The organism is Aerosakkonema sp. BLCC-F183 (assembly GCF_041929145.1).
Taxonomy (GTDB): Bacteria; Cyanobacteriota; Cyanobacteriia; order Cyanobacteriales; family Aerosakkonemataceae; genus Aerosakkonema.
This window is the reverse complement of the sequence record NZ_JBHFNU010000054.1, coordinates 1-25785: the sequence shown is the minus strand read 5'-3', so window position 1 is coordinate 25785 and position 25785 is coordinate 1. Positions and strand designations below refer to the sequence as shown.

Below are 25785 nucleotides of genomic sequence, written 5' to 3'. Positions count from 1 at the left end.
TTTAGTCCTTGAATAAATCAAAAATAGGTGAATCAGATATAATTTGCCAAAATTCTTCCGCCTGCTCTTTAGGCATTGGCAAAGGAGTGAGTGATGACATATTCATAGCTAATTTATGATTTTTATCAATATCAAAGCTAAACCCGTAAACTTCAGCATAATCCTTACCAGTTTCTTGAAGTAATTCTTGTTTCATTTCCAAAAATTTAGCTAAAAGCTGTTCCTGAGTTCCGCCCGAATATTTACCAAAATTTAAATCAAAATCATTAGCTCCTTCCCGACGCCCAAAAATAAATATTACATGACCGACTTCAGTTTTTTTGGACATTTCGATCGCCAGTGTAACTAATGTAGCAGCCAAAATAATATATGGGGCTGCGGCCATCAAAAAACCAAATGCACCTGTGAAAGTTCCCGTAGCATTCCATATTGCAGGCAAAGTTGAAGTAGCTTGTCTCAACCCTTGTCCTGCAAAGTATCTTGATACTTCAGCGCCACCAGTAAAGGCAATATTCTTACTAACCACCCCTGAAGTTGCATTAACGATCGCACCTACACTCGATCCCGATGCTATACCCAATTCTGGTAATACAGGAGCAATTAAAAAATCTTTTACTATTGCCCCTGATATATTTGTGACAACACCGATCGTCTGCATCGTTGTTGGTTCAGCTAATGCTACAGGTAAAAACCTTTCTGTATAAGGCTTATCTGTATAAGGTTTATAAATCAATTCACCTGCGTTTCTCGTAAAATTAACTGACCCAATTGACCGGCCTAAAAACTTAGACAATTTTTTTATTAATCTTTTCGCTTTAGATTTAGCTGCTCCAGTCAAATCTTCAACTTCATTTGAAGCTGCATCTACAATGCGTTCCAACCATGATTTATTATCATCTTGCATTTGAGCAATTCTTGAATTAATATCTGCTAATCTCCCCTGATATGGATTCTCTTTAAATCTCTTTTGTAAATCAGGGCAATTTAACCAAAAATCGTATGTATTAACTGCATATCTGTAATTGAGTTTATCTCGATTGCTCATCCTGGTTTTAGCAGCGATCGCTTCTCCGGCTGCTTGCAAATTCTTATGTTTTAAACTATTGAAACATTTATTTGTCCCATAAGCAGTTTGCAAGAATGAATCAGCGGATTTGCTTATAGTAGATGCTAAAACGTCTGGTTTTTGATATTTGAGCGAATTAGTCAAAGTCGGAATATTTGAATTATCATCCATGACGTAATTCACTGCATCTTGACTCTCGAACCATCTCATTGGAGATTCGATCGCCTCCCCTACATCTTCTAAAATTGGCAATCCTCCTTTCCCTAGCCAGCCGCTTGTTTCGTCAATTATATCTTGATAGCCCATGATTTTTGAGAATTTTCAGTATTTTAGCACATTAGCATGAGGCGCTAGCGCTTTTTGGATTTGATGTTTTTCGTAAACTTACTTATGAAATCCGAACAAATTTGTCTAACTGTCGATCAGATTAACGCAATTAAACTCGATCGTCGAATTGTTGGAGTTCATTCGATTTTCAACAACAAGCTAATAGTTGTTTGTTGTGACGGTTTATTGCGAATGATTAAATTCAAAGGCAAGCAAATTGAATGGCTTGACAGTTACGGCGAACAAAACTAAATAAAACAAACGGTCAGAGCGATTTCGGAAACTCTGACCGGAACAAACATTACATTCTCAATTGGATGATAACATGGAAACAATCAATTTTGCTGGCATTAAAGGTAAAGTAATTCAGTCTTCACCACATGGCAATTACCTGGTTGTTAGTTTGAGCGATCGCATCTCAATTACAGGTACTTTTAGCAACCAATTCAATTGGGAGGAGTCCGAAGACGAAACTTCAGGGTTCCTCAGCTTCATCACTTACATTGGATTGCGATCGCAACACGAAGCTGAAACTTGGCTTAAACGCGCAGTGATTCGTGGTGGTTATTTCCAGGGTGAAGAAGATATCCCCCGCAAATCCAAGCGTGTCAAGTCCTTTCCTTTTGAAATCAAAGTCCGAGGGCTTTCACCTCAGTCCGTTCTTGAATTGATTAATCTCAAATAGCAATTTGCGTTATCTGTTATTCCACAATAGCAGATAACGCTATTCGTTATACAGGCAGGACATGATAAAGCTAGTGAGCAGTTTCTTTGAGTTTCAGTTTGAGGATATCAAAGCAGCTTTAGAAGAAGCTGAAGTAGAGTTTCAAACAAAACCAAGGCAATTCGGATTTGATTTATATGTGGACGATCGAGTGCATGATGCTGCAAGTTCTCTGGTTTGGGATGTTGAGCAATACCAGGTTTTTTGCGGGAATCACGAATCTAAAATTCGCCAGCTTGTAAAAAGTTACAGCCGTTTCACAAATAGCAAATAGCTGTAGTTGCTGACGCAATTTGAGTTTAAAATTGATGAATTTAGTAACAGTATGCAACCAATCAACATTTGGTCTGGTTCCAAAGTGCCTTTAGGTGCAGCCCTAACAAATCCAACTGAGTTAAGCTTTCGCAAGAGGAAAATAAAGTTTCACTACCCGATTGAATTTAGAGGCAGAGCTTTTGCCGATGCAGAAGCAGCCTATAAGCATTACAAAACTGGTGACTTGAGAGAAGATATGGCAATTATGACCGAAATTATAGTTGCTAAACTTCAGCAGCACCCTAAGCTATTTAACGCGATCGCTGCTAATGGCGGCATTGAATGGCTTGAACAATGCAGTCATAGAGTTGTTGGCAATGTGCGGTGGGAAGGCGTAGGACGTGAGAGCAACTTTATTGTTTGTTTGATTCGGGCTTATGCGATCGTTGATCCTGTAACTGAAAGTACAAACTTGATTGATACTGCGTTCGATCGTGATGAAGACATTTCTTCATGCTAAACGAAGAATTTGACCAGTAAATTACTAAACCTCAGCAGCAATGCTGGGGTTATTTATTATCGCCAGAATAACGCTAACGCGGAATGAAATTGATGAGTTAACGCAAATTGAAACCATGAAAGTATTTCTAACTGGAACCGAAAACCTAAAATCCCTTGATATTAATCCAGAAATTAAAGAACGGATTGACAACATTTGCAGACTTAATGCCGAAATCTTAATCGGCAATTACAGGGGATTTGATCGATTAGCTTTGGCTTACTTGCGATCGCTAAACTATCCCAATGTCACTGTCTATGAAACTGGCTCAAAACTTAATTTTGGATATAATTTAGTTAACGTTGGCAGATATCCACTGCAAGATATCCGCATGAGTGAGCTAGCAGATTTCATGTTGGCTGTGCATGATGGCAGCAAAGGCGTAGAACGCAATTTAAAGCGAATGCCAGCTAACAAAATTAGATTGATTCGCGTTTAGCATCAAAATCTAAAGTATCAAACCTCAGCAATAATTGGGGTTTTAATGAGGAACGCTAACGCCGATTGAAGTTGATAAATTCAAGCTAAATCAATGTCTAAAATAGTAATGATTTCTGGTAGTCGATCGATTCAACAATTACCAGCCGCAGCGATCGAATCCATCAACCGCATCATTGAATTAAAGTTTGAGATAATCATTGGTGATGCGCCTGGTATTGATACCCTAGTTTTGGATTACCTACGCTCCCAAGGATATCGTCGAGTTCAAGTTTACTACGCTTTGTTCAATGGCAATGGCAAACCGAGACATCGACGTGGCTATACAGCGATCGGAATCAGCGGAAATTATACCGATCGCGATAAACAAATGTGCTACATAGCCGATTATGGATTGGCAGTCTGGGATGGAAGGAGCAAGGGAACCAAAGCTAATATCGATCGCGTTAAGAAAACTAAAGTAATTTTTGTCAACTGAATTTTAACCTCAGCAGAAATGCTGGGGTTATTTAATCTGGCGCTAATTGAAGCTGATGTTTTGAGGATTTGGTATGAAATTCATTTGGATTCACTTTGGTTATACTTTGCTATTCATCCACGGTTGGGGAAGCGTTGAAACAATAAAACTTTGGTCAAAATCTGAAAAATATTGACGATCGCAATGAAGATTGCGTTCGCGTTGGTATCGAGTCAAAAAAGGCAAACTCTAGCTTTCATAGCTAGGGTTTTATTTTTAGATTGTCGTGAAGGGACGCTAGCGCGAATTGAAATTGATGTTTTGAGGATTTGGTTATGATTATCGAATTTGAATCCATTCCAGTACATTTCTGGGTAAGTGGAAACGGATTTCGGTACTGGCCAGAAACAGGGTATCGAAGTGAAGTATTTGATACCTTGGGTAAAGCGATCGCATCTGCTAAGTTGGAAGTCAATAACTTAGTAGCAGAATTTGGATGTTTACCAATGTTTCCTAGTTGGGAAGTTTATTGGAAAAGCCATCCGCCAGAGGAATTTTAGAATCTAAAATTAATATCCCAGCAGCAATGTTGGGGTATTATTTTTTAAATTATTGGAAAAATACCGCTAGCGCGAATTTAAATTGATGAATTAAGGTTTACCATGCTCAAAGTTTCTGATGGCAGAATAACAGGCTTTATCGGCCAAGACAAAATTTATGTTGGTCGAGAAAATAAAATTCATAAGTTGCTGCGAAGCCCATTAGCGAATCCATACGAAATTGGTAAACATGGCGATCGCGACCAAGTTATTGAAGTTTATCGACAATGGCTTTGGAATCAAATCAAAGCTTGGCAACAAACTGGTGAATTGAATCCAGTAGTTGAGGAGTTGTTTATGATTTGCGATCGAGTCAAAAAAGGCGATCGCATCACATTAACTTGCTGGTGTTATCCATTGGCTTGTCATGGCGATGTGATTGTGCGTTGTATCAGATGGATGATTAATCAAGGATATTAGTGTTCGACTTGACCAAATAAACCTTAGTTTTAATAGCTAGGGTTATTTTTGGCTTTAGACCGTCGCGGGGAGCCGCTAGCGCGGAATGAAATTGATGTTTTTCGGATTCCTATGTCTACCAATTCTTCTGCTAAGTCTTCTATCAAAATTTCCATTCCTACCAAGGAAAACAAGCAGGCTTCTCAATTGCGCGATGCTTTGCGCGTTATTGCTTGGCAACAGTTCAAGATTGAGTACGAAGGCGATATCAAAGGCTTAAAACTATATCAAGAAGTTTTTGAGCCTGAATGGAATCAGCATGAAGTTCACCAAATGAATCTTCAGCAACTGATGGAAATGATTAAGTCTTTGGGCTATACAGTTTCCGAAGTTCTGAATATTCGCAACAAATATTATGCTGATAGTCGGAATGGAAATCGCAACGATCGCCCTCAGAATCAACAGCGTAATTCTGGCAATCGTCAGTATCAAGAATTCAGTGAAATTCCTGATTATGACGATGTTGAACCCTACTAATAACTAAGAAATCACCTCAAGTCTAGCAATAGATTTGGGGTGATTTTTTTCATCAAAATCAATATTCAATTTGAAATAGTACATATCGTATTCGATCGGTTCTAGTTTTTGTAGTTTTATCGCTGGGAAGCGCTGGCGCGAATTGAAATTGATGTTTTTGGTAAATTACAATGAGCTTACAACTAACAATTCGTCTTAACCAATACATTGAAGAAATGTTTTGGTGGTTGTTGATTACAAGTAAATCTCAAAAAACAAGTAATAAGTTTCTTAAGATTTACGAAAACATAGAGTATTTTGAAATTAAATTCTAAATTTATAAATCCTGAGTTGAAAAACTTGGGATTTATTTTTTTCGATCGCACTGAAATAAACTTATAGCTAAATTATCGCCATGAACGCTAGCGCGAATTGAAATTGATGAATTAAGGATAACTACGATGAAGTGTGGATATCATGAAAATCTGTTTTTAATCGGCAAGGTTAAAACTAATCTTGAAGACCTTCGAGAGTGGTGTCAGGATCGAATCCCCGATTTAACTGTCGATCGTAGTAATTATACTGACAATCGGTATAATCTTTGGTTATTTAATCGTTGTGATTTGCGGAACGGAAACATAACCAAAGGATATTTCGACGATCGCAATCGCATTTGGGAATTTAGTCAGCGTATTTATCCCGGCTGCAACATCGGCTTACTAAGTGTTCATAATAACTTTAGTAATGGTCGAATAAGACCTCATAGAGATCATAGGTATGCAAAACCGATCGCTAGAGGTGTAAATCTAGGCAGTTGTGTTTTTGGCTATGGTGATAAAGAACATAAGCATTACAAACTCAATGACGGTGATATTATTGAGTTTAATTGTAAGGTTCTTCATAGTGTACCAAAGATATTAACTGCTGAACGATTTAGTTTAGTGTTTTGGCAACTGAATGAATCTAAGGGTTTTCAATCGGTAATGTAATGCAATAGATCTTGGATTTAATCCAGGATCTATTTTTTTTATCTGTCGCCATGAACGCTAGCGCGGATTGAAATTGATGAATTCAACGATAGCTATGTTACAAATCAAGCACATCAAAGAATCCAGCTTTGAAATTAATAAGCGTGAAGGAAGATTGTTTGATGATGATGGAAGAGTAATGACTTCTGATAAACAAAACGAGTTTATCAAGAATAACATTGCGATCGGCTACCAAGGAAATAATATAGCTTTGCGAACCTGGGCAGCTAAACATAGCAAGGGATTGGTAGTTCGCAACATTCCAGGTGAAACTGTTGAACAAAAACGACAGTTTTTATGGCAAGCAGTTCAGCAAAACGAACTCGATTCCTGGTTAATTAGCTTAATCGAGCGAGTTAAGCAAGGTAATATCGTAACTGTTTATTATTTATCTAGTTACGACAAACCTGTTGCAGAACTTATCCAAAGATTTGTTGCTTGGTACATTCAGCGATAAAAGAATTAGATCCGGTTTCGATCGGATCTAATTTCATCTAATGCTTTCGCTTTTTGATGTTGGCGTTTTCTCAAATCATCATGTCAATTAAACAATGGAATGAAGCAGCAGGAATTCTCAGACCAGAATATGAAATAGACGAGCCAGAAATTTCTGCATCTGAATTACAGAATCAATGTGCAATGCTTTTGAATGTTCTAGTTTCTGCACAATATCAGATTGATAATCTGAATAATCCGATAATCGATCGTAAAACCAGAATTGTTTATATCAAACGTTTTCTGGAACAAGCAATTGATTTAACTAATGCCATTCGCAAAGAAATGGAAATCCCAATGAAAGCGATCGGTCAATGAGCAAGCCGATCGCTTATTTGCATAGTTGCATACACAATTATTCTATCATGAAAGCATTCTTCACTGGACATCGATACATCGACGAATTTGGTTTTGCTAATCATATCAATCAGTTGATTAGTTATGCACGGCAATTAGGAACAACTGAATTTTACTGTGGTATGGCATTAGGAACTGACCAAATTGCAGCAAAATTGTTAATTAAACACCAACTCAAATGGACTGCTGTGATTCCTTGCGCTGACCAAGATGAGAAATGGTCGAAACAACAGCGATCGCATTACCACAAATTACTTGATGCTGCTTCAAAACAAATTGTACTTTATTCAAAGTATTCCGCAGGCTGTATGCAGGCACGTAATCTTTGGATGGTTAAGCGCAGTGATTTGTGTTTGGCTGTTTGGGATGGAAGAGATAATGGTGGAACAGCAATGACTGTAAATGCTGCCATCGATCGTAACCTGCCTATCATTCAATTCAACCCAAGTAACAGCAAATTTAGCAAAATCGATCCTCAATACCAACAATTGAGTTTATTCTGATGCTTTCGCTTCTGGGTTTTGGTCTATTTCCCAGAAGCAATGCACAATACATCCTGTTTCAATTGGGTTGTTAAACGCAACTTTTCTGATGCCGATTTCTGGATTACTAACAGAGGTACAGACAAAACTGTTGGTCAACCCACCAAAGAATTTCAGCCTTATTTAACAGGCATTCAATGTCCTGCTTTAATTTGGCCTGATTATGGCTATTACCTCTGTATCTACTTGCATTCAATTGGCATCTGGCAACAGTACGCAGTCGGAACATTAACCTACAAGAATTTGCGAATCTCAGATGTCCGCAAAGTTTTTAACCAAATGTCTCATCAGCACCGCAAGCAATATGAGCAAATCCAAATTCCAAATCACTTCTCACATTTACGGACGTATCGACAAACTTGCACAGCAAGCTCTTGATGCTGAATTAATTGTGCAATGCGTTCGCACCGATCGCGACACTTATTTACTCCAAAAAACTGGTGAACTTACACCCACTGAATACAATCCCGTTGCTACTGGCAGCATACTAATTGCTTTGCTCAATAGCAAATCAACATAGCAACAATAACAAAAATAGCAGAATCATTGAATGATATCTGCTATTACTCCCCAGATGAATTAGGACACTAAGAAAATAGTAACATGAATCAACAAGCACTTTCACGAATATTAGAGTTGCGGGTTAGCATTGATAAAACTCAGCATGAAATTGATATGCTGATGCCAGATGCGATCGAAGAAGCTCTTAAACTTCATGAATATCAACCTAAAAGTAAAATCGTTTTTCAAACTGAACAAGGTCGAATAGTCCTTTGTTTACGGAAAAGATTTTGCACACCAGATGATGATGCAAAATTATCTCGAATTGACGCAGATATTAAAGCTCGAACATCTCAGCTAGCCCAAAAACATTCTGCTGAAATAGAACAAATTGAAACTCGAATTCAGAAATTGCGGGAAGCGATCGAGCAATTAGAAGCAAAACGAGATAAATTGCTATGCGATCGATACATCATTAGACTTAAGAAAGAGTATCTGATTCAGCAAGAAAACTCCTGTTATTGGCAACCAAATTTATCAGTTTTCTTGAAATAATTAAGCTAAAATGTAAGGGATAAACATCCCTTGCATTAAGGCTTTCGCTTTGTGATTTTGGTTCTTTTCGAGTAATGCAATGGAAATTAAACGATATCGATTTAATCGAAAAGTAGGAAAGATTTACTTGGAATCTCTGAGCGGATTAATTGAAATTGGTTCGGAGATGAAAGTAATTATCCTCTGGGCTGGAGATGTAGTATTTGGGAAACCATTTCCTCATTTACCAGCACAGAATTGGGTTCAACTAACCTTTCTCGATAACCAAGGGAATTGGTGCTATGCGCTTCTAAATTCGGGAAACACTAATGCACTTTATCCCTGGACTGAATACAGAAAGAAAATTGAGCAATCGCACCAGCTTCTAGAAATTGTAACTACCATCGGATTTGATTCAAGTGAATCATATTACGGTTGGTTTGATTACAAGTTTTCAGGAGTTTTGGGTAAACCTGGATTAGGCGATCGAATGCGGCAGTTAATCCGGGATACCAAACAATTCTCATTGGTGGATTTGGACATAAATCTGCCAATTTGAACCAATGCTTTCGCTTTCTCACTTTGGTCATTTACTCAATGAAATCAATGGCTACTAAGAAATCTGAAAATACTGTCCAAACTGAACCAATGAATACTGAAGCAATGAATACTGAAGCGATGAATGCTGATAATCAAAGCATTGCATCTGAATTTGAAATCGATCCTGAACTGCTGGATGAAGCATTTAACGCACCACGAGTTCCGCGCTTAACTTATGGCATTGTAATCAATGACAACCCAGCCGGGTTATTTATTCCAGAAAAGAACCTCAGTAAAGCTGGTTGGATTGGTACACCAGAGATAACTGAGCTTGATTTAGCTGGCGGTAAAGAGAAAGGAGTATTCTTTACGAAAGCGCGACTAATTGTTTTGGGAGCGATCGAACCCTACATACGCTACAAAAATGAAAGTTCGCTCAAAGAACGTGGCGGAGATCCAAGTTTAGCTTTGATTGCAATCGGTTGGTATGAGGAAAATAAGCATCTGCTCGACAAATCCATTATGGATGCAGTCAGTGAGCATTTAATTATGTTTCTATCTGAATCCAACGAATTGCTGCATCAGCGACCAATCCGAATTCGCTTTAAGAACGTAGCCCTCTGGAGTATGAGAGAAGCTTTGGACGAATGTTATTCAAGCGCTGAATTGGCATTTTCAAAGCTAACTGGACTCCGTGCTAGCGGCAAAGATGACCGTTGGCGATCGCTTGTTGTCTTTGACTGTGAATTTAAAGGAGTCAAAGAAGGCGAAGGGGGTAACAGATCGTATTGCTGCAAGATTGAAAAGTACCAACAGCCAACGATCGAAAACTTACCAAGCTTGTTCTTAGGCACAAAAGTCAAGAAGCAATTAATCTGGGAAATTTTCGACATGAATGCAGCCGGATTTGCGCTTTCTGGTGGAATGAACGAACCTACCAAATCTGCTTTGCCTCCAGGCGAAGATGAGGGCGCACCTCAATTACTACCAACCAAAGTTAATTTGCTGAAACCTAAAGCTTAATAACTAAAAGACTCAGGAGCAATCCTGGGTCTTTAATTTAATGCTTTCGCTTGGATGATTTGGATAATTTTGGAATTCCAAAATGGATGAAATATTTTCAGGCAAAATTTGTCCTTACTGTAAAGCTAAAACCTCATTTGTCGATAGTTCGCTAATTTACAACAAATCCTACGGCATGATTTACATTTGTTTTGAATGTGATGCTTACGTTGGCTGCCACAAAAATACAGATAAAGCCAAGGGTAGTTTAGCAAATGGATCGCTTAGAAGGTTGAGAAATAAAGCTCATAGCCTGTTCGATCCTTTATGGAAAGCAAAAATGGTACAAGATGGTTGCAGTCAAAACGAAGCTAGAAATGCTGCTTATGATTGGCTATCAAAAGAGTTAAACATTGAACGTGAACTTACCCACATTGGAATGTTTGACGATCGACAATGCCAGCGTGTAATTGAGCTTTGTTCAAAGTTCTACAGGAAATAGTTCTCAAAAAAGACTCAGGCAAATCACCTGAGTCTAACTACTTAGTCATCTTTATTATGACAAGAAACCAATTCATTACCCTCAAGGAAAATGACAACATCAATTGCCTGGACAGATGAATCATGGAATCCAATCGTTGGATGCTCCAAAATTAGCGCTGGATGTGCTAATTGCTATGCAGCCAGTGCTGCCAAATCAGCCCGACTTCAACAATTTCCACAATATCAAAAAGTTGAAAAATGGGATGGAACAATTGAGTTTGTGGAGTCTCAATTGTTAAAGCCATTAAGTTGGCGATCGCCCAAAAAGATATTCACCTGTTCGATGTCTGATGTATTCCATGAAAATGCACTGGACGAGTGGCGCGATCGAGCATTTGCAATCATGGCACTTTGCCCACAGCATACATTTCAAATCTTGACCAAACGCCCTGACATAATGCTGAAATATATCAGCGGACTCACTACGAATCGGCTAAAGAGAGCATTGCCATCCAATATCGAATATTCCCGATTAGATTCTGTTAAACTGCCTCTGCAAAATGTCTGGTTGGGTGTTTCGGTGGAAAACCAGGTTGTAGCAGATGAACGAATACCTCTGCTACTAGAAACTCCCGCCGAAATCAGATTTTTAAGCTGTGAGCCACTGCTGGAAGAAGTTCATCTAGAAGAGTGGCTTTGGCAAACTGTAACAATTTGCTGGGGAAATGGCGATGATGAATGGGGTTATGATGGTGAGCCAACCGATCGACTGCACTGGGTCATCTGCGGTGGTGAATCTGGCAGCAAAGCCCGTCAATGTAATGTTGATTGGATACGATCGCTCGTCCGCCAGTGCCAAGATGCAGAAATCCCAGTTTTTGTTAAACAGCTTGGAGCAAATGTAATTGGCAGCAGTCCTTACATTGCAGATGTAGCTGACACTCATCACCAAATTAAGTTTCGAGATCGCAAGGCTTCTGATATTTCCGAATGGCCTGAAGATTTAAGGATTCAGCAGTTCCCCAATTAATCTAATTCCCATTGCCTTTAAGGTGATGGGAATTATTTTTCAAAAATTTAACAGGAAAACGCTAACGCGAATTGAAGCTGATGCGTTAAGGTTGTAACATGAATATTGAAATAGTGCTTCTCAAAGACTATGTTTTAGTAGATATATTAGATGCAACAGTTTATGAGCATAGACTGTTTGTAGGCCAGAAAAAACCAGATTACATATATCGAAATCAACATATTCAATGGGATTCAGATTGTGATTCTTTGAGGAAAACAATCTGGCAAGGATTTCAGCTAAAACCTTGGCTTGAAGAAGACGATCGACCTTTAAGTTTTCCAGAGAGATTAGCTGGTCGATTGTGGAACTACATTCATATCAAGGAGGTAGAACCAGGATTTGATTTACCTACTAAATTAGTAGTGATAATTGAATCCGAAAATTTCAGATCTCATGCCGAAATGTTGCTTAGAGCAATATCTTGGTTGAAAAACAATCAATAAACATAATCCCTATTATCAGTTAAACTGGTAGTAGGGATTTTATTTTTGAGAATATGAAAGGATTTCCAATTGAATTAGACTTAACTGAAATATTTCAAACTAACAACAAAGAAAAATTGCTAAAAAATCTGAAGAAGATTGTTAAGCATTCACTTTATTATCACAAATTAAATCAACGAACCTTCCACAATCCATCAGGCTTCACTAAATGGGATGAGTTTGTTTCCCAGATATCGTTGCAATTAATATCAGTAGATAACATACCAGTTCAATATCAAGATTTTGTGACGCTAAATAGTAACATTTTGCTAAGAGAAATTATTGAGAATAATGCTATAACTTTTCCATGCTATTGGTTGAACAAGAATTTGTTACAAGCATTTGAAGCTACAGATTTACCAAATGTAATGGGAATAAAGCGATCGCATAAATATGGTGTAATTTTCTTACCAACAGGAGAAGTGCAATCGCCGGAAGGCAAAAATGTGAATTGGATAATTTTTAGTCATATATTAAAAAGTGAGGAGCTATTAGTCAGAACTCCTTCAGAACAAGTAATTATTAATAAACCATGCTCTGAAGATATCTTACAAATTTTTACAATTACAGCAAAAGATTGTTATTTTTCAGGGTGTTCCCTGGAAAGAACAGATGAAAATAAAATGCCATATAGGGAAAAAAACTTATTGGAAATTTCTGTAGAAGAAAACGAGTTTATTAACAAATTATTATCGTTAACATTGCAATGCTTGTTGTGGCTGCAAATTTATAACCCTAAAGAGTCAATTCCAGCAGGAGCGGGATTTAATAAATCTCCTTTTCCAAATAGTTTTTCTCCTCTTAATCCAAGATGGATAGGGAAAGACTATCAACCAAAAATAATCTCGCAGCAAATAACTTCATCAAAAATTAACTGCAAGCAACTTATTAACAGAAAATCACCAACTCCGCATGAACGGCGAGGTCATTGGCGCAGCCAACGAGTTGGAAAAGGTCGCTCGCAAATTAAAACCATTTGGATAGAACCACATTTAGTAGGTGAAACAAATGTTGAGTTATAAGCAATTTTGGGCAGAATTGAAACAACGTTTTCTGTCTGATAATTCCGAATTATTATATGGAGAAGCTGAAATCTTTGTTTCCAATCTTAAACATAGAGAGGCTGAAAAAGAACTGGCAATTATTGAATGTTATAAATTATTAATGTTGCCAGAAATTAAAAATACTCAAATCAATCAAGTTATGCTTTTCACTAAAAAAGGTGGATGGTTTATTGAAAGAATTGAATTAAATGAATTTTCCGATGCAGAATGTGAAAAAATTGAGTTAGTACCGGAGTTATTAAAGTTGCCAGAATTAGTTCTTCCGCAAGAAACCAAGGGATTTGAAAGAAAAACTCAAATTCCACCAACAAAGATTAAGCTACTCGATCGAGCAATCCCAGTATGAGGCCAACAGCGATCGACCTATTCTGTGGAGCCGGAGGGCTATCACTTGGTTTGGAACAAGCTGGATTTGATGTGGTGGCTGCCGTCGATGTCGATCGCATCAACTGCCAAACCCACAAACTCAACTTCCCTCACTGCCCTGCCATCTGCAAAGACATTGCCGAACTTACGGCTGCTGAATTGCGCCAACTGGCTGGAATTGGCGATCGCACAATCAATCTTGTTGCGGGCAGTCCGCCATGTCAGGGATTTTCGCTGATTGGTAAACGACGGTTAGGAGACGATCGCAACAACCTAGTCTTTCACTTCGTTCGGTTGGTTGCAGAACTACGGGCTGACTACTTCATCATGGAGAACGTGCCGGGACTAATGATGCGATCGCACCGAAAATATTTAGATAACGCAATTGATTATCTTTGGGCTACCGGTTATGTGGTTCGTTCGCCTGTCGTACTCAATGCAGCTGATTACGGTGTGCCACAAAATCGTCGGCGACTATTTTTGATTGGCTCTCGCCGGGGACTAGATTTACCAACTTATTCCCAAGTTGTTCCCAAGATGCCGCCAACGGTTTGGGAAGCGATAGCCGATTTACCCGAAGTTACTAACTATCCTGAATTGCTCGAACGCGATTGGCTTGAAATCCAGTCTGGGCAATGGGTTACGTTACCTGGAACTTATGCGGCGCAGCTTCGATGGGATACTGATAAGCACTTTGGTTATGTGAGGCAGTTCAACCCGAATCTGCTCACCAATAGTCAGCGCTCTATTCACAGTCCTAAATCGATCGCTCGGTTTGCCGCCACACCGCCCGGTCGTCTTGAACCAGTTAGCCATTTTCACAAACTGAATCCATTTGGATTAGCCCCAACTTTGAGAGCTGGAACTGGAAGCGATCGAGGAAACCATACTGCCCCCAGACCGATTCATCCTCATCAACGCCGGTGTATCACTGTTAGAGAAGGAGCGCGACTACATTCTTACCCTGATTGGTTTAGATTTCATCCGACGATTCTGCATGGATTTCGGCAAGTTGGTAATTCAGTACCGCCGCTCTTGGCACGGGCGATCGCATCAGAAGTTATTTATGCAATGGGTTATTTCAACATTTCACACAAACTATCAATTTCATAATGTTTTTCAGCAATTAGTTGATGAGCCAACTTTTCCAAGTTTTTGATGTTTTTGGGACTGGCATCATCCATGTCATCGTTAGCTTCAGTTAGCGGAACTTGAAATCGATAATATTTTTTGGGATAACCTTGCATTGGTGGTAATAGCTGTTCCAACTGACTAGCTACTGATTCGCTATTAACATCCATCAAAATATTTACGATCGGCTCTGCCCAACTAATCAATCCCCAATTTCTTGCTTCTTCATAAGGGTATCTTCTAGTTAAAGAACCAGTTCCTAATGATACTACTAATATTTCGTCAATATCCAATTTATCGCCAGCTTTTTTAGAGCTAATTATTGTCTCCATAATTGCCAATGAGGTTGGGTTATTGGCAACTACACCACCATCAACTAAAGTATAAAACCCGCTTTTGGCTTGCACAGTAGGAAGATGATATGGTTCAAAGAAAGTTGGTGCAGCACTGGTTGCCATAGCTGCTTGCTTCATGGTAAATCCTGTTCCGATTTTACGGAAACCTTCACCGATTATTTCTGACGAGCGATCGCTTACAAAAAATATCGGCATCCGTAGTTCAATATCGTAACTCGTAAGCATAACTGATGTAAGTGCTTTCTCCAAAGTTACGTCGCGTAAGTATTCCTCCAAAATCTCACCCCTGCCTGCTGATGAGTATTTTGGTTTCATCAAATCATCAACTTTGGTAAATCTTTCATGTAGTGGCTCGTAAAATATGCGATCGCCTTCTTCCCGATACATTTTTACCAAATCTTCTGCATCATATTGGGGTTGTTGCGGATTGAGCGGATATGGCTTGGTTAGTCCTACTGCCAGTATTCCACCTGTTGAAGTTCCGGCAATTAAATCAAATAGTTCTGCGATCGGTTTCCCTAATCGGTTTTCAATTTCTGCCAAAATTATTGCTGGGATAATTCCACGAATTCCACCGCCATCTATCGATAAAATCTTCATAAAAATCACCTAAAACTTCTTATATAATTATAATTACTGAATTAACTAAAATAAAATGGATAGCAAAGAAATTCAAAAACATTTAATTCGCTTAGGATTGCTCGATCCTCCCGCAGATGGAAAATGGGGAAAATATTCAGAACAAGCTTTAAATGATTTTAAGAAAATCTATTTCATTCAAGAATCAGATCTAGCTGAAGCAGCAATTCCTTGGAGTTTAGGTTCAGATTTTGCTAGTCGCATTATTAAATATATGCTCCAGAATAAATATTTTATTGCTATTGGAGCTAACAGATTTAACATAGTTTATGTTGAAGGAGTTGATGGGGATGGGAAATTAAACCCCGATCGCCCAAATGAATTCAACGATCGCAGACTCGTTATTGAAATTATTTCAGGAATTCCTAGAATCGTTGGCAGTTGGGAAGCAACTACTGAACCGGGCTATCACTACACTAACAATCCCATGAACCCCAAAGGAGCCGCCCGCATTGTTTTTGGACAGTACAAAGCTTGGCGCGTCGGTATTCACGGTAATTCAGAACCTCACGAAGCCTTAGTGCAAGCTGCGCCGATCAAAGTTCACAGGGACGCCAACAGGGATATGATGCGTACTGGAGATGCGATCGAAGAAGGTCTTTTTGCCGTTAACCAACATTGGGGCTACGACTATCCACGCACTAACATTAGTTTAGCTAGTGCTGGCTGTTTGGTCGGGCGAACTCGCAATGGACACAGAGAATTTATGAGGCTGATCAAACAGGACAATCGCTATCAGATCAATAACAGTTATTTGTTCTTTACAACCATTATCGCTGGGGATAAATTATAGGTTGATCCTACCTTGGAATTGCTTGGGAATGGTACGATTGAATTAGCCGATCGCCGGAAATACGTCGATCGCGCTAAGAAAATTCTTACTTAATCGTGAACGGCTTTTGCTTGTAAAAATTTGTTGATGCTTTGCCAAAAGTAAAATAATTGGGTGATTGGCGCTTGGGTAATTTGGCAGCGATCGCATCCCGAAACTGCCGATATGCTCCAACGAATTTACCATCACTCCAAACCTCAAGGAGTTTTTGGGTAAACAAGCCATTGCGATCGCCATCCATCGCAACTTGACTATCTTGGCAGCCAGATAAAAGAATTCCGCAAGCTTGGCAAACTGGAATTGATTTTTCTTTTAAGCCATTTTTAATGGCTGTAAGATTTTCCTCAACTGGAACACCAGATCTAGTAACTGAACCACTGTGACATGAATCTGATACCACAACAATTCTTACACCCGCTTTAAATTTGCTCCACAATTCGTATAATTCATCGTCAACAATTTGGCGATCGTACAATACCCATGTTTCGTCTAGTCCGTCTGACTCATCACCATTGCGATCAAGAACTTGCGATCCATGTCCACTGTATGTCAGTAAAAATATATCTCCAGATTTTAATTGAGATGCAGCATTAATAATCGCTTGGACTACTGTTTCATAGGTTGCTTGAGCAGATAAAAGTATTGAGGTTTCATATCCAATTTTTTTGGCTAAATTCTCCATATCGATCGCGTCAAATTCACAAGCCTTTAAATCTGGTACTAATAATGGATCGTAAGATTTTTTATCTATTTTGTTTAAGCCAATGTGTAGAGATAATCCTTTCATCTTTATGCCCAAAATGCTAAAATCTATTATACTTTTTGATTAACTAAATATGGAAAAAATTAAAGCCAGAATCAATTATATTTCCGATGGCGACACAATAAATTTTACCAACTTAGGAAATGGCGAAAGTTTTAACAGCCGTGCTAGATGGATTGATTGCCCAGAAATTAAACACGCAAATCAATCCTCTGACGATGAAAAGGTTTTACTTCATTGGGAATGGGGAAAGCGATCGAAAGAATTTCTCTCTTCACTTATTCCCTTGGGTTTTATATTAATTATTTATAATTACGGGCAAGACCAATATGGACGAACTATTTCCGATTGGTACTTGGGTAGCTCTGCTGCTAAAAATAATATTCAATATCAATTAATTGCTAATGGATTAGCTGTTCCTTTCCTGCCATTCGATCGCTACGATTGGCCTATAACGCGAGAACTGACCCTGTACAAGGGAATCATTGACGGAACAGCTAAGGCATACAAGGGAAATTTAGGATTTTGGCCTGATTATAAATCAGGTAAATTCTTACTCCCTAGAGAATTCAAAAAATTTACTATTTAATTGCAGCAAGTTCATTAGCATGGCGTGTCAGCATATTTTTTTCTTCTAAATCTTGTGCAGCTTTTAGAGCTTTAGTTTCTCTTGACTTAGATTCCTTGGATTTTGATTTCTGAATCTTGCGATTGTTCTTGATCTGGTTGAGTTCTGACTTCAGTTGATCCAATGCTGTTTTTTTTCTGGAGTTGTAGCTCTGAACAGTAGATTTGTACTGCGAATCTGAGTTTTTATTGTACTGATCCCACTGATTATTTAGAGCAGTTAAGTCTGCTTTATGTCTGGATTTCATTGCGTTCTTTTCTTTTTTTTGTGCCGCTTTCAAGGCAGCTTTTCTTTCGGTTAATGTTGCCATTTTGGTTGATTGAATTCTAATTTTAAATTAGCACAAAATTATTTTATGAGCAACCAAAAAACAGTTTTTAGTATCTCAAAGTTAATTATTAAATATCAGGATATTTAATAACAGGCAAACCAAGCTGCTCTAACTGCGATCGGGCAGAAAGAGGATACTTCCATTTGCCAGATCCTTTCCCCAAATAACTTCCGCCTTTTGGTAAGTTTTTTTTAAATCCGTTCTGCCATTCAAATGAGTGGACAATAATCTCATCATAAGTGATTAGGATTTCTTACCTGCCGATAAAGCACCAGCAATGCTTCCAGCCCCAGCGATCGCACCTTGAGCTTGCCTCAAAATATTCAAGTCTCCTGAGATTCCGTAGGCTTTCTTGGCAAGTTTTTTCACATGGCCTAACCGATTAAGTTGAGTCATCGCAGTTTCAGCTTTGAGCGTATCTTGAGCCTGAGTTAGTCGCTGTTTATCAGTTTCAAGCTTGGTTTTCTCGGTATCTAGCTGGGTTTGCCGACGCTCAACAGTAACTTCTTGTTTATCAGCCCAAAGTTTTGCTGATTCAACTTTGGCAACGTGACCGCGAATGAGATGCGATCGCTCTTGTCGCACTAAAGTCTCCTGTTGAATCATAAACTCTAGTTCACTTAGATCCGCTGCTGAAACTTGTGTTTGTGTCTGCATTTGTTCTCCTGATTGAAAAACTGAAATTTTGCAAGAAAAACAACATTAGAATTGCACCAACAATCATTCCCCAAAAGAATTTAGCTGGTGAATGAAGTTGAGCGCGAAGTTCACCCTCTCGTCTACTCATGGCATCATAATGTGCGGAAATTCCCACCACTGCTCTAATTTCAGTTGATGGCTGCTGCTTCGGTTTCCAATGTTTGAAATGGTGAGGAGGGCAAAGAGTATTTTGGGCTTATTTCAGCCTCCTTAAGAGATTTGTGTGTTTCTTCAAATTCACCAATAAAGTTGTCAAAAGCAGTCAACACTTCATCGCCAAATTCGCCAAAGTCCCCGTTTGCAATGTCGTCCAAAGCATCTGAGATTCCTCCACCTACTACAAATGCTTTGGTTGTGTCCTTAACTTTTTGGCGAGCAGCAATCATCTTGTCCTGAATATTTCCTGCTCCTTTTTGAGCATTGGTTGCCGATCGCGTTTGCTGTTTCTGATGCCCATTGCCATTAGCACGCTCGACGCGCTCTTTGTCCCGCTGATTCATGTAGCAACTCCATTACTTTGCAAATCTGTTCGATTGCCTCTTCCCGATCGGTCAAGCGGCACAACTGATAAAACTCCCACCACACCTCCAGGACAGCACGATTGTAACCACGCCGATTTTTCCAATTGACTCGGAATCCAGACGGGCAAAGCGATCGTAATATTTCCGCATCCCGTTTGCGCTTACTGTCTGAGATTTGGAAAAACCGTTCCATTTCAGCATTGGACAACCAGAGGACCTGCGCTGGGAGAACTTCATCTAATCGTTTCGTGACCGACAAGTAAGTTCTGTTCATGCTGTCATGGTACTAATTTGAGTCTTTCTAGACTCATTTAATGACCTAAACTTTACAAATTGATACGAAGCGGCTGATTAGACTCAAGGATGAGGCATTTTGGGATAATGATTTTGGAGGAAAAAATGAGAAAAGATGCAAGAATGACGATCGCTCCCATGAGCGAGTACCATTTTGATTTACTAATGGTGGCGGCGTGGCTAGGGCGAAAAAGCCTTGCTACGCAAGCAACCAATTTAATTTGTGAAGGGTTGGATACGAGGTTAGAGGAGATTCGATCGCAAGTCTCCTATCTAGCAGCCAAAAGGGGAATTTCTACTGATGAGCTATGGAGTCAAATTATTTCGGGTGACGCCGCCCATCAAGAAGATGGGTAATACTTAATTTAGGTATCCGCATTTTCACTAATAAAATTGGGCAAAAAAGGCTTTAAATCTAAACGAGGAATTGGCGAAAAAGATTTTGAAGTTCGGCAGACCAGAATCTCTGTTTGGGCAACTAAATCTGATGCCGAAAAGCTTGATTTATATGCGAAAGCCCATAGCTTATCAAAAGCAGATGTAGTAATTTTTTTAATCCGTAATTTTCTCGACAATGATTAATTTAAAAGAATAGCTGTGATCGCAAGTATACGTGGTGATACACTTATTATTATACTTTTTAAAAATAAGTTAAAGTTTCTAATATTTTTCTGAAAATTTTTATAATACATGAATAAAATAAAGGAGATAAAAATAGCCATGAAATATTTAATAACTCAAACACCACAAACAAATCAGATTCCGATCAAATCAATCGAAGACGGAATATTAATAGTAATTCCTTTTGCTATTTCCATAACTGCCTATGCAATTAAGGAATTTATCAAATTGGAACTCAAGCGAAAAAATGCTGAATATTTAGCAGAGATCGAAAGGAGAAAATTAGATCAGAAAGAAAAAACCGATCGAATTGAATATTTAGAAAAGCAAAATCAAATGCTTTTTGAAGAAATTATCTCATTTCGGCGGATGTTGGAAATATCAGGGCCTATAAGTTTATCCATGTATGAGCCCGGAAAGAAAGTAAATCCGCAAAATCGATAAGTTTTGAGCCTGCTGAAGCAGGCTTCTTTATTTAAAAAATACAAAATTAATATATTGTTTTTGGAAAATGCTAAAATGCTTGTATTTAGGGAGCTACAGTTCGCCATACGCTCATTGACATCGTAGGGGTCACTGGTTCGAGTCCAGTTGCGTCCATTTGGTCAATCTTTTAGGTCAATCCTTTGTCAGACAAGCGTTTCAGCAATAACCGAGATGCTTGCTTTGTTCTTTTCTCTCAGCTTTCTCTCAAAGCCTTTTTTCTTTCTCGCTTTTCTCTCACCCTCTTCCCTCTCCCTCCTTTCGATGAAAGCAGTAAAACGGTTTTTAAAATCCATTTCCGGGAAAGTGGGCCTTATCCTCACCCTCACCATTATCCTTCTTTCCCTTTTAGCGCCCATCCTCCATCCTTACGATCCCGCCACAGACAGAAATTATCTAGCGCGGTTGCAATCTCCCACTCCCGAACATTGGTTTGGTACTGATGGATTAGGACGAGATATTTTAGTTTTGGTTTGGTACGGGATGCGAACTTCTCTATCGGTCGGACTCATCTCGGTGGGATTGGGACTGATAGCAGGATTAATTTTGGGATTGATTGCTGGGTATTTCCGAGGTTATCTCGAAACGGTAATTGGGTGGTTGACAGATATTTTGTTGGCTTTTCCATCTATATTATTAGCGATCGCGATCGTCACCGTTATCGGCCCCAGTTTGCCCAGCGTGATGCTCGCAGTGGCAGTTGTGCAAGTTCCCATTTATATCCGATTGACTCGCAGTATGGTACTCTCCCTCAGAGAGCGGGAATTCGTTCAAGCAGTCAAAGCACTCGGCGCTTCCCCAACGCGCATTATTTTCTACCACATTTTACCCAGTACCCTATCGCCCATCGTGGTACAAGCTACACTTTCGATCGGTACTGCTACCCTGGAAGCAGCAGGATTGGGGTTTTTAGGTTTGGGCGCACAACCTCCCACTCCAGAATTGGGAACTATGCTTTCCGACGCTTTCAAAGGCGGTTATTCTCTTTCTTCGCCTTGGACGACCATTTTTCCCGGTTTGTTTATTACGCTGACAGTCTTGGCTTTCAATCTTTTGGGAGACGGTTTGCGCGATAGTTTAGATCCTCGCTCTTAGAGAGGGAGTGGGGGAGTGGGGGAGCAGGGGAGCAGGGGAGCAGGGGAGCAGGGGAGCGAAAGAATTAATATTTTCCTTTTTCTTTTTGACTTTTGACTTTTGACTTTTGACTTTTGACTTTTGACTTTTGACTTTTGACTTTTGACTTTTGACTTTTGACTTTTGACTTTTGACTTTTGACTTTTTCTAGCCCCTACCTCTGAACCAGCCAGTTACCGTGTATAAAATCATGTTCATTGCTCCTAAGATCGCACTGAACAAGAAAATTTTTTCCCTCACTTCTCTACCGCTCATCCGATAAGTTGTGGCACGACCCCTACCGCCAGCCCCATCGCGTTCTAAATCGTAAATAATTTTTTCTACATACCACCTGTCGGACTTGCCGGGATATTTAAATTTTGCTTGTTCCAGCAGTCGTTTGGCTAAAGCTTTATTTCCTTTGACAGCCTGTAGCAACATTGGGTGTATGCCATCATTATTTTTGCGATCGTACCAAGTCAGCACACCCATCAAAGCAATTATCATCAGCAGAGCTATTATTAGAGACAGACTCATAGCTTACCTACTTGATAGATTTCGCTATTTTATCCGCTCAGTCTCTGCACAACCAGATGCGAAGGGTTTAATGTAATGAAAATTAAAGATGGGCTTGCTGCTATGTTGTCTGACCAGAACTAAATCTGCGATCGCAAATTCCTCAATCTTCTACTTCCAATTGACCCACGGTCACGGCGCAAAACGCAAACGCCCCCACCATCGGCATGGGACACTTCATCACTAAGCTGACAATGGCAGCAAAGATCGTCCCGGCGACGGATGCGATCGCCCACCATTTTTCTTCACCGCTCAATCCTTTTTGTGCTTTAATCAATTTCATAGCCTTGGTGGGGATCGGCTCTGGCATTACCGCTCCCGGAGGGAAAGCCCAATAGCTGTCACAACCGGCCACAGTTAAGTCTGTCCAGCCATTTTCCTGACACCATTCTGCAATCCATTCATCAGCGTAATGCTTCATATCTTCCCTATTTTTCCTCTCATTCGGAACTTGCGTCTTTTGCGATCGAGCTTCGATCCAAAGCCAACTGCTTATGACCGAGCGCCACCATCACTTGTGAACTTTTTAAGTTGTGTTAAGACTTTTGCTCTTTAAAATAACGCCATGTTCAAAACAGGTTAGCAAAACCAAGCGTCTAATTAAAGTAAAAGTTACCAAATTTAACGGAAAGATGACCGAACGGCTAAGTGTTATTACTTAGAGTATGGAAAAAACGTTCGAGCAGAACATTTTAATGTAACGCCAAGTGAGATATTTAGCTAAAATTGTCTCCGAATCGAGGTAATCGCATGACCACAACCACGGCCAGCACAACGCGAGAACTAACCAAGCCACCAGAACTAGAAGTGGTGAACATGACCAAGCGGTTTGGCAGTATGACGGCACTGGATAACGTCTCGATGACCCTCAAACCGGGGACATTTCATGCGTTGCTGGGAGAAAATGGCGCGGGGAAAAGTACCCTTGTCAAGTGCGTCATGGGTTTTTACACTGCGGACAGCGGCGAAGTGTCGATCGACAATCAACCATGCACGATGAAGAGTCCTCGCGATGCCCATAAATACGGCATCGGTATGGTGTATCAGCACTTCACTTCAGTACCTGCGATGACGGTAGCAGAAAATTTGGTGCTGTCTCGTTTTGACAGTCCCAATCTAATTAAGTGGGAAGAAGAGTACGATCGCCTCACTCTATTTATGAAATCGTCTCCCTTCCAAGTAGATTTACATACCCCCGTCGCCCAGTTAGCCGCCGGACAAAAGCAAAAACTGGAAATTCTCAAACAGCTTTATCTCAAAAGTCGAATTCTGATTCTAGACGAACCTACTTCTGTACTCACTCCCCAAGAAGCAGATGAAGTTTTAGGTTTATTGCGGAATGAAGTAATTGCCGGCAACTTAAGCGTATTGATGATCAGCCATAAATTCCGCGAAGTGACGGCTTTTGCCGATGAAATTACCGTTCTGCGAAAAGGCAAACTCGCAGGTCACGGATTGGTAAAAAATCTCACCGTTCCCGAAATGGCGCAAATGATGTTGGGTGAGAAACAAGAAGCGAAACAAGTGGAGAAAACAGCACCTCCCTCCCATATTCCCGTTCTAGAAATCAAAGCGGTTCGCGCCAACAAAGATAACGGTTTAGAAGCAGTTTGCGGTGTTGACCTGACCTTACGCGCAGGCGAAATCGTCGGCATTGCCGGTGTCTCCGGTAACGGTCAGCGAGAATTGGTGGAAGTACTGGCAGGTCAGCGTCCCGCCACAGCAGGTGAAATTTTAGTTAACGGTGAAATTTACAAGGCGACGCGATCGCAAATGTACAAGCACCAGATTTTTGCCCTGCCGGAAGAACCGCTCAAAAATGCCTGCGTACCGCATATGAGTGTAGCAGAAAATCTGGCTTTACGCACATTCGATCGCGCACCCCAAGCGCAAAACGGCTGGTTACTCGTTCCCAAATTAATTCGTCAATTCGCACAAGTTTTAATTAATCAATTTTCGATTAAAACACCTTCCGCAGATACACCCGTTGGTAATCTTTCTGGCGGTAACGTGCAGCGTACAGTTTTGGCGCGAGAACTTTCATCAGATAACGTCAAATTGCTGATTGCTGCCAATCCCTGTTTTGGATTGGATTTTGCTGCGGTTGAATTTATTCACGGTCAAATGGTGTCAGCGCGAAATCGCGGTGTAGCGGTATTGCTGGTCAGCGAAGATTTGGATGAAATATTGAAATTGAGCGATCGTATTGTTGTGATCAGCGAAGGTAAATTTGTGTACGAAAGCGATATCGAAGCAGCCGATTTCGTTGAAATCGGTCAACGAATGGCAGGACACTAGAGGGCCAGTCAAGTAGAATAAATTGACAAAAATAACGAAATATGTATTTTGTAGGGGCGAACGCGACGGCGGCGCGGATGCGCTTAGCATTTGGGCGACAATCGATCGCAACCTGCAACAATTTTTCTATCCAAATGCAACACCGTCGCCGAGGTTTCTGTAGAAATACACACCTTATTTGTTTTGTCAATCTCTTTTACTGCACTGGCGCTCTAGAAACGGGTGGGTTATTTCTGCGTAATGCACTAGCCAATCCAAAATCCTCTCATCCAAAATTCTCTCATCCAGTGACGGCTTTTTTAAGGACATGATGGAGGCGTAAACGAACTACCCTTAGTCGTGACAGTAGGCGCAGACGCTATCAGCACTATTTGACCTTTGTTGTCTGTTACCCAACCAGTTGCTTCCACGATTTCAGTGTTTTTTTGGGTAGTGGATAGTGAAGAGTTAGTAGCAGTTGAAATATTGCCTTGCACCTCTGTTTCTCTACCGCTCTGCTTGTCTTCATCGCTGCTCAACCTATCAACCAATACTGTATTAAAATTAGAACTAAGTACTGGAGTTTAGACTAACCGCGCTTTAGGGCGCGGTTAGTCTAAACTCCTATACAAGGCAAAATAGCTCAGCTTTTAGCTGAGTAAAAAAAGATTGATTTAATCAGGATTTAAGAGAAAAATAAGTTAGCTTTTTGAGT

42 protein-coding genes are annotated in these 25785 nt (G+C 39.9%); 31 read left to right on the top strand and 11 right to left on the bottom strand.

What is annotated here, in order from left to right:
• Position 1 precedes the first annotated feature (1 nt).
• On the bottom strand, positions 2 to 1372 hold the full coding sequence (locus tag ACE1CD_RS15685; RefSeq protein WP_374825331.1) for a hypothetical protein: 1371 nt from the start codon (positions 1370 to 1372) through the stop codon (positions 2 to 4).
• Between the two features lie 84 nt (positions 1373 to 1456).
• Here ACE1CD_RS15685 and ACE1CD_RS15680 point away from each other — a divergent pair, with 84 nt between their 5' ends.
• From ACE1CD_RS15680 to ACE1CD_RS15565, 24 genes are all read left to right on the top strand, one after another.
• Positions 1457 to 1645: a hypothetical protein gene (locus ACE1CD_RS15680; protein WP_374825329.1), complete on the top strand. Its 189-nt coding sequence runs from the start codon at positions 1457 to 1459 to the stop codon at positions 1643 to 1645.
• A 73-nt stretch (positions 1646 to 1718) separates the two neighbouring features.
• The gene (locus tag ACE1CD_RS15675; RefSeq protein WP_374825327.1) at positions 1719 to 2078 is read left to right on the top strand and encodes a hypothetical protein; all 360 of its coding nucleotides are present in this window, start codon (positions 1719 to 1721) and stop codon (positions 2076 to 2078) included.
• 61 nt (positions 2079 to 2139) lie between these two features.
• A complete protein-coding gene (locus ACE1CD_RS15670) occupies positions 2140 to 2391 on the top strand; it encodes a hypothetical protein (protein WP_374825325.1) in 252 nt (83 codons plus the stop codon).
• A 51-nt stretch (positions 2392 to 2442) separates the two neighbouring features.
• Positions 2443 to 2892, top strand: coding sequence for a hypothetical protein (locus ACE1CD_RS15665; protein ID WP_374825323.1), 450 nt, complete (start codon positions 2443 to 2445; stop codon positions 2890 to 2892).
• 40 nt (positions 2893 to 2932) lie between these two features.
• On the top strand, positions 2933 to 3370 hold the full coding sequence (locus ACE1CD_RS15660; RefSeq protein WP_374825321.1) for a hypothetical protein: 438 nt from the start codon (positions 2933 to 2935) through the stop codon (positions 3368 to 3370).
• A 93-nt stretch (positions 3371 to 3463) separates the two neighbouring features.
• The gene (locus tag ACE1CD_RS15655) at positions 3464 to 3847 is read left to right on the top strand and encodes a hypothetical protein (RefSeq protein ID WP_374825319.1); all 384 of its coding nucleotides are present in this window, start codon (positions 3464 to 3466) and stop codon (positions 3845 to 3847) included.
• A 314-nt stretch (positions 3848 to 4161) separates the two neighbouring features.
• Positions 4162 to 4386 carry a hypothetical protein gene (locus tag ACE1CD_RS15650; protein WP_374825317.1) on the top strand — a complete coding sequence of 75 codons (225 nt, stop codon included), beginning with the start codon at positions 4162 to 4164 and terminating at the stop codon, positions 4384 to 4386.
• 102 nt (positions 4387 to 4488) lie between these two features.
• Positions 4489 to 4845 (top strand): DUF4326 domain-containing protein, encoded by a 357-nt coding sequence (locus tag ACE1CD_RS15645; RefSeq protein WP_374825315.1) that lies wholly within the window; start codon positions 4489 to 4491, stop codon positions 4843 to 4845.
• A 111-nt stretch (positions 4846 to 4956) separates the two neighbouring features.
• A complete protein-coding gene (locus ACE1CD_RS15640; RefSeq protein ID WP_374825313.1) occupies positions 4957 to 5361 on the top strand; it encodes a hypothetical protein in 405 nt (134 codons plus the stop codon).
• Positions 5362 to 5801: 440 nt separating this feature from the next.
• Positions 5802 to 6329: a hypothetical protein gene (locus tag ACE1CD_RS15635; RefSeq protein ID WP_374825311.1), complete on the top strand. Its 528-nt coding sequence runs from the start codon at positions 5802 to 5804 to the stop codon at positions 6327 to 6329.
• 76 nt (positions 6330 to 6405) lie between these two features.
• Complete coding sequence (locus tag ACE1CD_RS15630; RefSeq protein WP_374825309.1) at positions 6406 to 6825, top strand: hypothetical protein; 420 nt, start codon at positions 6406 to 6408, stop codon at positions 6823 to 6825.
• Positions 6826 to 6905: 80 nt separating this feature from the next.
• Entirely contained in the window at positions 6906 to 7181 is a 276-nt protein-coding gene (locus ACE1CD_RS15625) for a hypothetical protein (protein ID WP_374825307.1), read from the top strand.
• 47 nt (positions 7182 to 7228) lie between these two features.
• Positions 7229 to 7723: an SLOG family protein gene (locus tag ACE1CD_RS15620; protein ID WP_374825305.1), complete on the top strand. Its 495-nt coding sequence runs from the start codon at positions 7229 to 7231 to the stop codon at positions 7721 to 7723.
• Between the two features lie 39 nt (positions 7724 to 7762).
• Entirely contained in the window at positions 7763 to 8140 is a 378-nt protein-coding gene (locus ACE1CD_RS15615; protein ID WP_374825303.1) for a hypothetical protein, read from the top strand.
• Positions 8067 to 8282 (top strand): hypothetical protein, encoded by a 216-nt coding sequence (locus ACE1CD_RS15610; RefSeq protein WP_374825517.1) that lies wholly within the window; start codon positions 8067 to 8069, stop codon positions 8280 to 8282. The genes ACE1CD_RS15615 and ACE1CD_RS15610 overlap by 74 nt, the downstream gene beginning before the upstream one ends.
• An 83-nt stretch (positions 8283 to 8365) precedes the next feature.
• Positions 8366 to 8818, top strand: coding sequence for a hypothetical protein (locus tag ACE1CD_RS15605; RefSeq protein ID WP_374825301.1), 453 nt, complete (start codon positions 8366 to 8368; stop codon positions 8816 to 8818).
• Between the two features lie 79 nt (positions 8819 to 8897).
• Positions 8898 to 9356, top strand: coding sequence for a hypothetical protein (locus ACE1CD_RS15600; protein ID WP_374825299.1), 459 nt, complete (start codon positions 8898 to 8900; stop codon positions 9354 to 9356).
• Between the two features lie 89 nt (positions 9357 to 9445).
• Positions 9446 to 10360 carry a DUF5895 domain-containing protein gene (locus ACE1CD_RS15595; protein WP_374825297.1) on the top strand — a complete coding sequence of 305 codons (915 nt, stop codon included), beginning with the start codon at positions 9446 to 9448 and terminating at the stop codon, positions 10358 to 10360.
• A gap of 82 nt (positions 10361 to 10442) precedes the next feature.
• Entirely contained in the window at positions 10443 to 10841 is a 399-nt protein-coding gene (locus ACE1CD_RS15590) for a zinc-finger-containing protein (protein WP_374825295.1), read from the top strand.
• A gap of 90 nt (positions 10842 to 10931) precedes the next feature.
• A complete protein-coding gene (locus ACE1CD_RS15585) occupies positions 10932 to 11852 on the top strand; it encodes a phage Gp37/Gp68 family protein (protein ID WP_374825293.1) in 921 nt (306 codons plus the stop codon).
• Positions 11853 to 11950: 98 nt separating this feature from the next.
• The gene (locus ACE1CD_RS15580; protein ID WP_374825291.1) at positions 11951 to 12337 is read left to right on the top strand and encodes a hypothetical protein; all 387 of its coding nucleotides are present in this window, start codon (positions 11951 to 11953) and stop codon (positions 12335 to 12337) included.
• A 53-nt stretch (positions 12338 to 12390) separates the two neighbouring features.
• Positions 12391 to 13398 carry a hypothetical protein gene (locus tag ACE1CD_RS15575; RefSeq protein WP_374825289.1) on the top strand — a complete coding sequence of 336 codons (1008 nt, stop codon included), beginning with the start codon at positions 12391 to 12393 and terminating at the stop codon, positions 13396 to 13398.
• Positions 13385 to 13786: a hypothetical protein gene (locus ACE1CD_RS15570; RefSeq protein ID WP_374825287.1), complete on the top strand. Its 402-nt coding sequence runs from the start codon at positions 13385 to 13387 to the stop codon at positions 13784 to 13786. Before ACE1CD_RS15575 ends, ACE1CD_RS15570 begins: the two co-directional genes overlap by 14 nt.
• Positions 13783 to 14919, top strand: coding sequence for a DNA cytosine methyltransferase (locus ACE1CD_RS15565; RefSeq protein WP_374825285.1), 1137 nt, complete (start codon positions 13783 to 13785; stop codon positions 14917 to 14919). Before ACE1CD_RS15570 ends, ACE1CD_RS15565 begins: the two co-directional genes overlap by 4 nt.
• On the opposite strand, the gene ACE1CD_RS15560 is transcribed toward ACE1CD_RS15565, so the two are convergent.
• Positions 14883 to 15893, bottom strand: coding sequence for a patatin-like phospholipase family protein (locus tag ACE1CD_RS15560; protein WP_374825283.1), 1011 nt, complete (start codon positions 15891 to 15893; stop codon positions 14883 to 14885). The two genes, ACE1CD_RS15565 and ACE1CD_RS15560, sit on opposite strands and share 37 nt — an antisense overlap.
• A gap of 55 nt (positions 15894 to 15948) precedes the next feature.
• Here ACE1CD_RS15560 and ACE1CD_RS15555 point away from each other — a divergent pair, with 55 nt between their 5' ends.
• The gene (locus tag ACE1CD_RS15555) at positions 15949 to 16725 is read left to right on the top strand and encodes a peptidoglycan-binding domain-containing protein (protein ID WP_374825281.1); all 777 of its coding nucleotides are present in this window, start codon (positions 15949 to 15951) and stop codon (positions 16723 to 16725) included.
• An 85-nt stretch (positions 16726 to 16810) separates the two neighbouring features.
• Here ACE1CD_RS15555 and ACE1CD_RS15550 read toward each other — a convergent pair whose 3' ends face one another.
• Positions 16811 to 17551 carry a caspase family protein gene (locus ACE1CD_RS15550; protein ID WP_374825279.1) on the bottom strand — a complete coding sequence of 247 codons (741 nt, stop codon included), beginning with the start codon at positions 17549 to 17551 and terminating at the stop codon, positions 16811 to 16813.
• A gap of 49 nt (positions 17552 to 17600) precedes the next feature.
• Between ACE1CD_RS15550 and ACE1CD_RS15545 the strand changes: the two genes are divergently transcribed.
• Positions 17601 to 18116: a thermonuclease family protein gene (locus ACE1CD_RS15545; protein ID WP_374825277.1), complete on the top strand. Its 516-nt coding sequence runs from the start codon at positions 17601 to 17603 to the stop codon at positions 18114 to 18116.
• Here the strand turns inward: ACE1CD_RS15545 and ACE1CD_RS15540 are convergent.
• The 5 genes from ACE1CD_RS15540 to ACE1CD_RS15520 all read right to left on the bottom strand — a co-directional run bounded on the left by ACE1CD_RS15540 (position 18109) and on the right by ACE1CD_RS15520 (position 19980).
• Complete coding sequence (locus ACE1CD_RS15540; protein WP_374825275.1) at positions 18109 to 18465, bottom strand: hypothetical protein; 357 nt, start codon at positions 18463 to 18465, stop codon at positions 18109 to 18111. The genes ACE1CD_RS15545 and ACE1CD_RS15540 overlap by 8 nt on opposite strands.
• Positions 18466 to 18594: 129 nt before the next feature.
• A complete protein-coding gene (locus tag ACE1CD_RS15535; RefSeq protein ID WP_374825273.1) occupies positions 18595 to 18723 on the bottom strand; it encodes a hypothetical protein in 129 nt (42 codons plus the stop codon).
• Between the two features lie 6 nt (positions 18724 to 18729).
• Positions 18730 to 19143, bottom strand: a complete 414-nt coding sequence (locus ACE1CD_RS15530; protein WP_374825271.1) for a hypothetical protein — start codon at positions 19141 to 19143, stop codon at positions 18730 to 18732.
• A 170-nt stretch (positions 19144 to 19313) separates the two neighbouring features.
• Complete coding sequence (locus ACE1CD_RS15525; protein WP_374825269.1) at positions 19314 to 19685, bottom strand: hypothetical protein; 372 nt, start codon at positions 19683 to 19685, stop codon at positions 19314 to 19316.
• Entirely contained in the window at positions 19648 to 19980 is a 333-nt protein-coding gene (locus tag ACE1CD_RS15520) for a hypothetical protein (RefSeq protein ID WP_374825267.1), read from the bottom strand. The genes ACE1CD_RS15525 and ACE1CD_RS15520 overlap by 38 nt, the downstream gene beginning before the upstream one ends.
• 125 nt (positions 19981 to 20105) lie before the next feature.
• Between ACE1CD_RS15520 and ACE1CD_RS15515 the strand changes: the two genes are divergently transcribed.
• From ACE1CD_RS15515 to ACE1CD_RS15500, 4 genes are all read left to right on the top strand, one after another.
• Positions 20106 to 20357 carry a hypothetical protein gene (locus tag ACE1CD_RS15515; protein WP_374825265.1) on the top strand — a complete coding sequence of 84 codons (252 nt, stop codon included), beginning with the start codon at positions 20106 to 20108 and terminating at the stop codon, positions 20355 to 20357.
• A 36-nt stretch (positions 20358 to 20393) separates the two neighbouring features.
• Entirely contained in the window at positions 20394 to 20582 is a 189-nt protein-coding gene (locus ACE1CD_RS15510) for a hypothetical protein (protein ID WP_374825263.1), read from the top strand.
• Positions 20583 to 20720: 138 nt separating this feature from the next.
• Entirely contained in the window at positions 20721 to 21065 is a 345-nt protein-coding gene (locus ACE1CD_RS15505) for a hypothetical protein (protein WP_374825261.1), read from the top strand.
• A gap of 303 nt (positions 21066 to 21368) precedes the next feature.
• On the top strand, positions 21369 to 22199 hold the full coding sequence (locus ACE1CD_RS15500) for an ABC transporter permease (protein ID WP_374825259.1): 831 nt from the start codon (positions 21369 to 21371) through the stop codon (positions 22197 to 22199).
• A 186-nt stretch (positions 22200 to 22385) separates the two neighbouring features.
• On the opposite strand, the gene ACE1CD_RS15495 is transcribed toward ACE1CD_RS15500, so the two are convergent.
• Complete coding sequence (locus ACE1CD_RS15495; RefSeq protein ID WP_374825257.1) at positions 22386 to 22754, bottom strand: hypothetical protein; 369 nt, start codon at positions 22752 to 22754, stop codon at positions 22386 to 22388.
• Positions 22755 to 22896: 142 nt separating this feature from the next.
• Positions 22897 to 23214 (bottom strand): hypothetical protein, encoded by a 318-nt coding sequence (locus tag ACE1CD_RS15490; protein ID WP_374825255.1) that lies wholly within the window; start codon positions 23212 to 23214, stop codon positions 22897 to 22899.
• 329 nt (positions 23215 to 23543) lie between these two features.
• Between ACE1CD_RS15490 and ACE1CD_RS15485 the strand changes: the two genes are divergently transcribed.
• On the top strand, positions 23544 to 25091 hold the full coding sequence (locus ACE1CD_RS15485) for an ABC transporter ATP-binding protein (RefSeq protein WP_374794409.1): 1548 nt from the start codon (positions 23544 to 23546) through the stop codon (positions 25089 to 25091).
• 299 nt (positions 25092 to 25390) lie between these two features.
• On the opposite strand, the gene ACE1CD_RS15480 is transcribed toward ACE1CD_RS15485, so the two are convergent.
• Positions 25391 to 25621 carry a hypothetical protein gene (locus ACE1CD_RS15480; protein WP_374825253.1) on the bottom strand — a complete coding sequence of 77 codons (231 nt, stop codon included), beginning with the start codon at positions 25619 to 25621 and terminating at the stop codon, positions 25391 to 25393.
• Between the last annotated feature and the right edge of the window lie 164 nt (positions 25622 to 25785).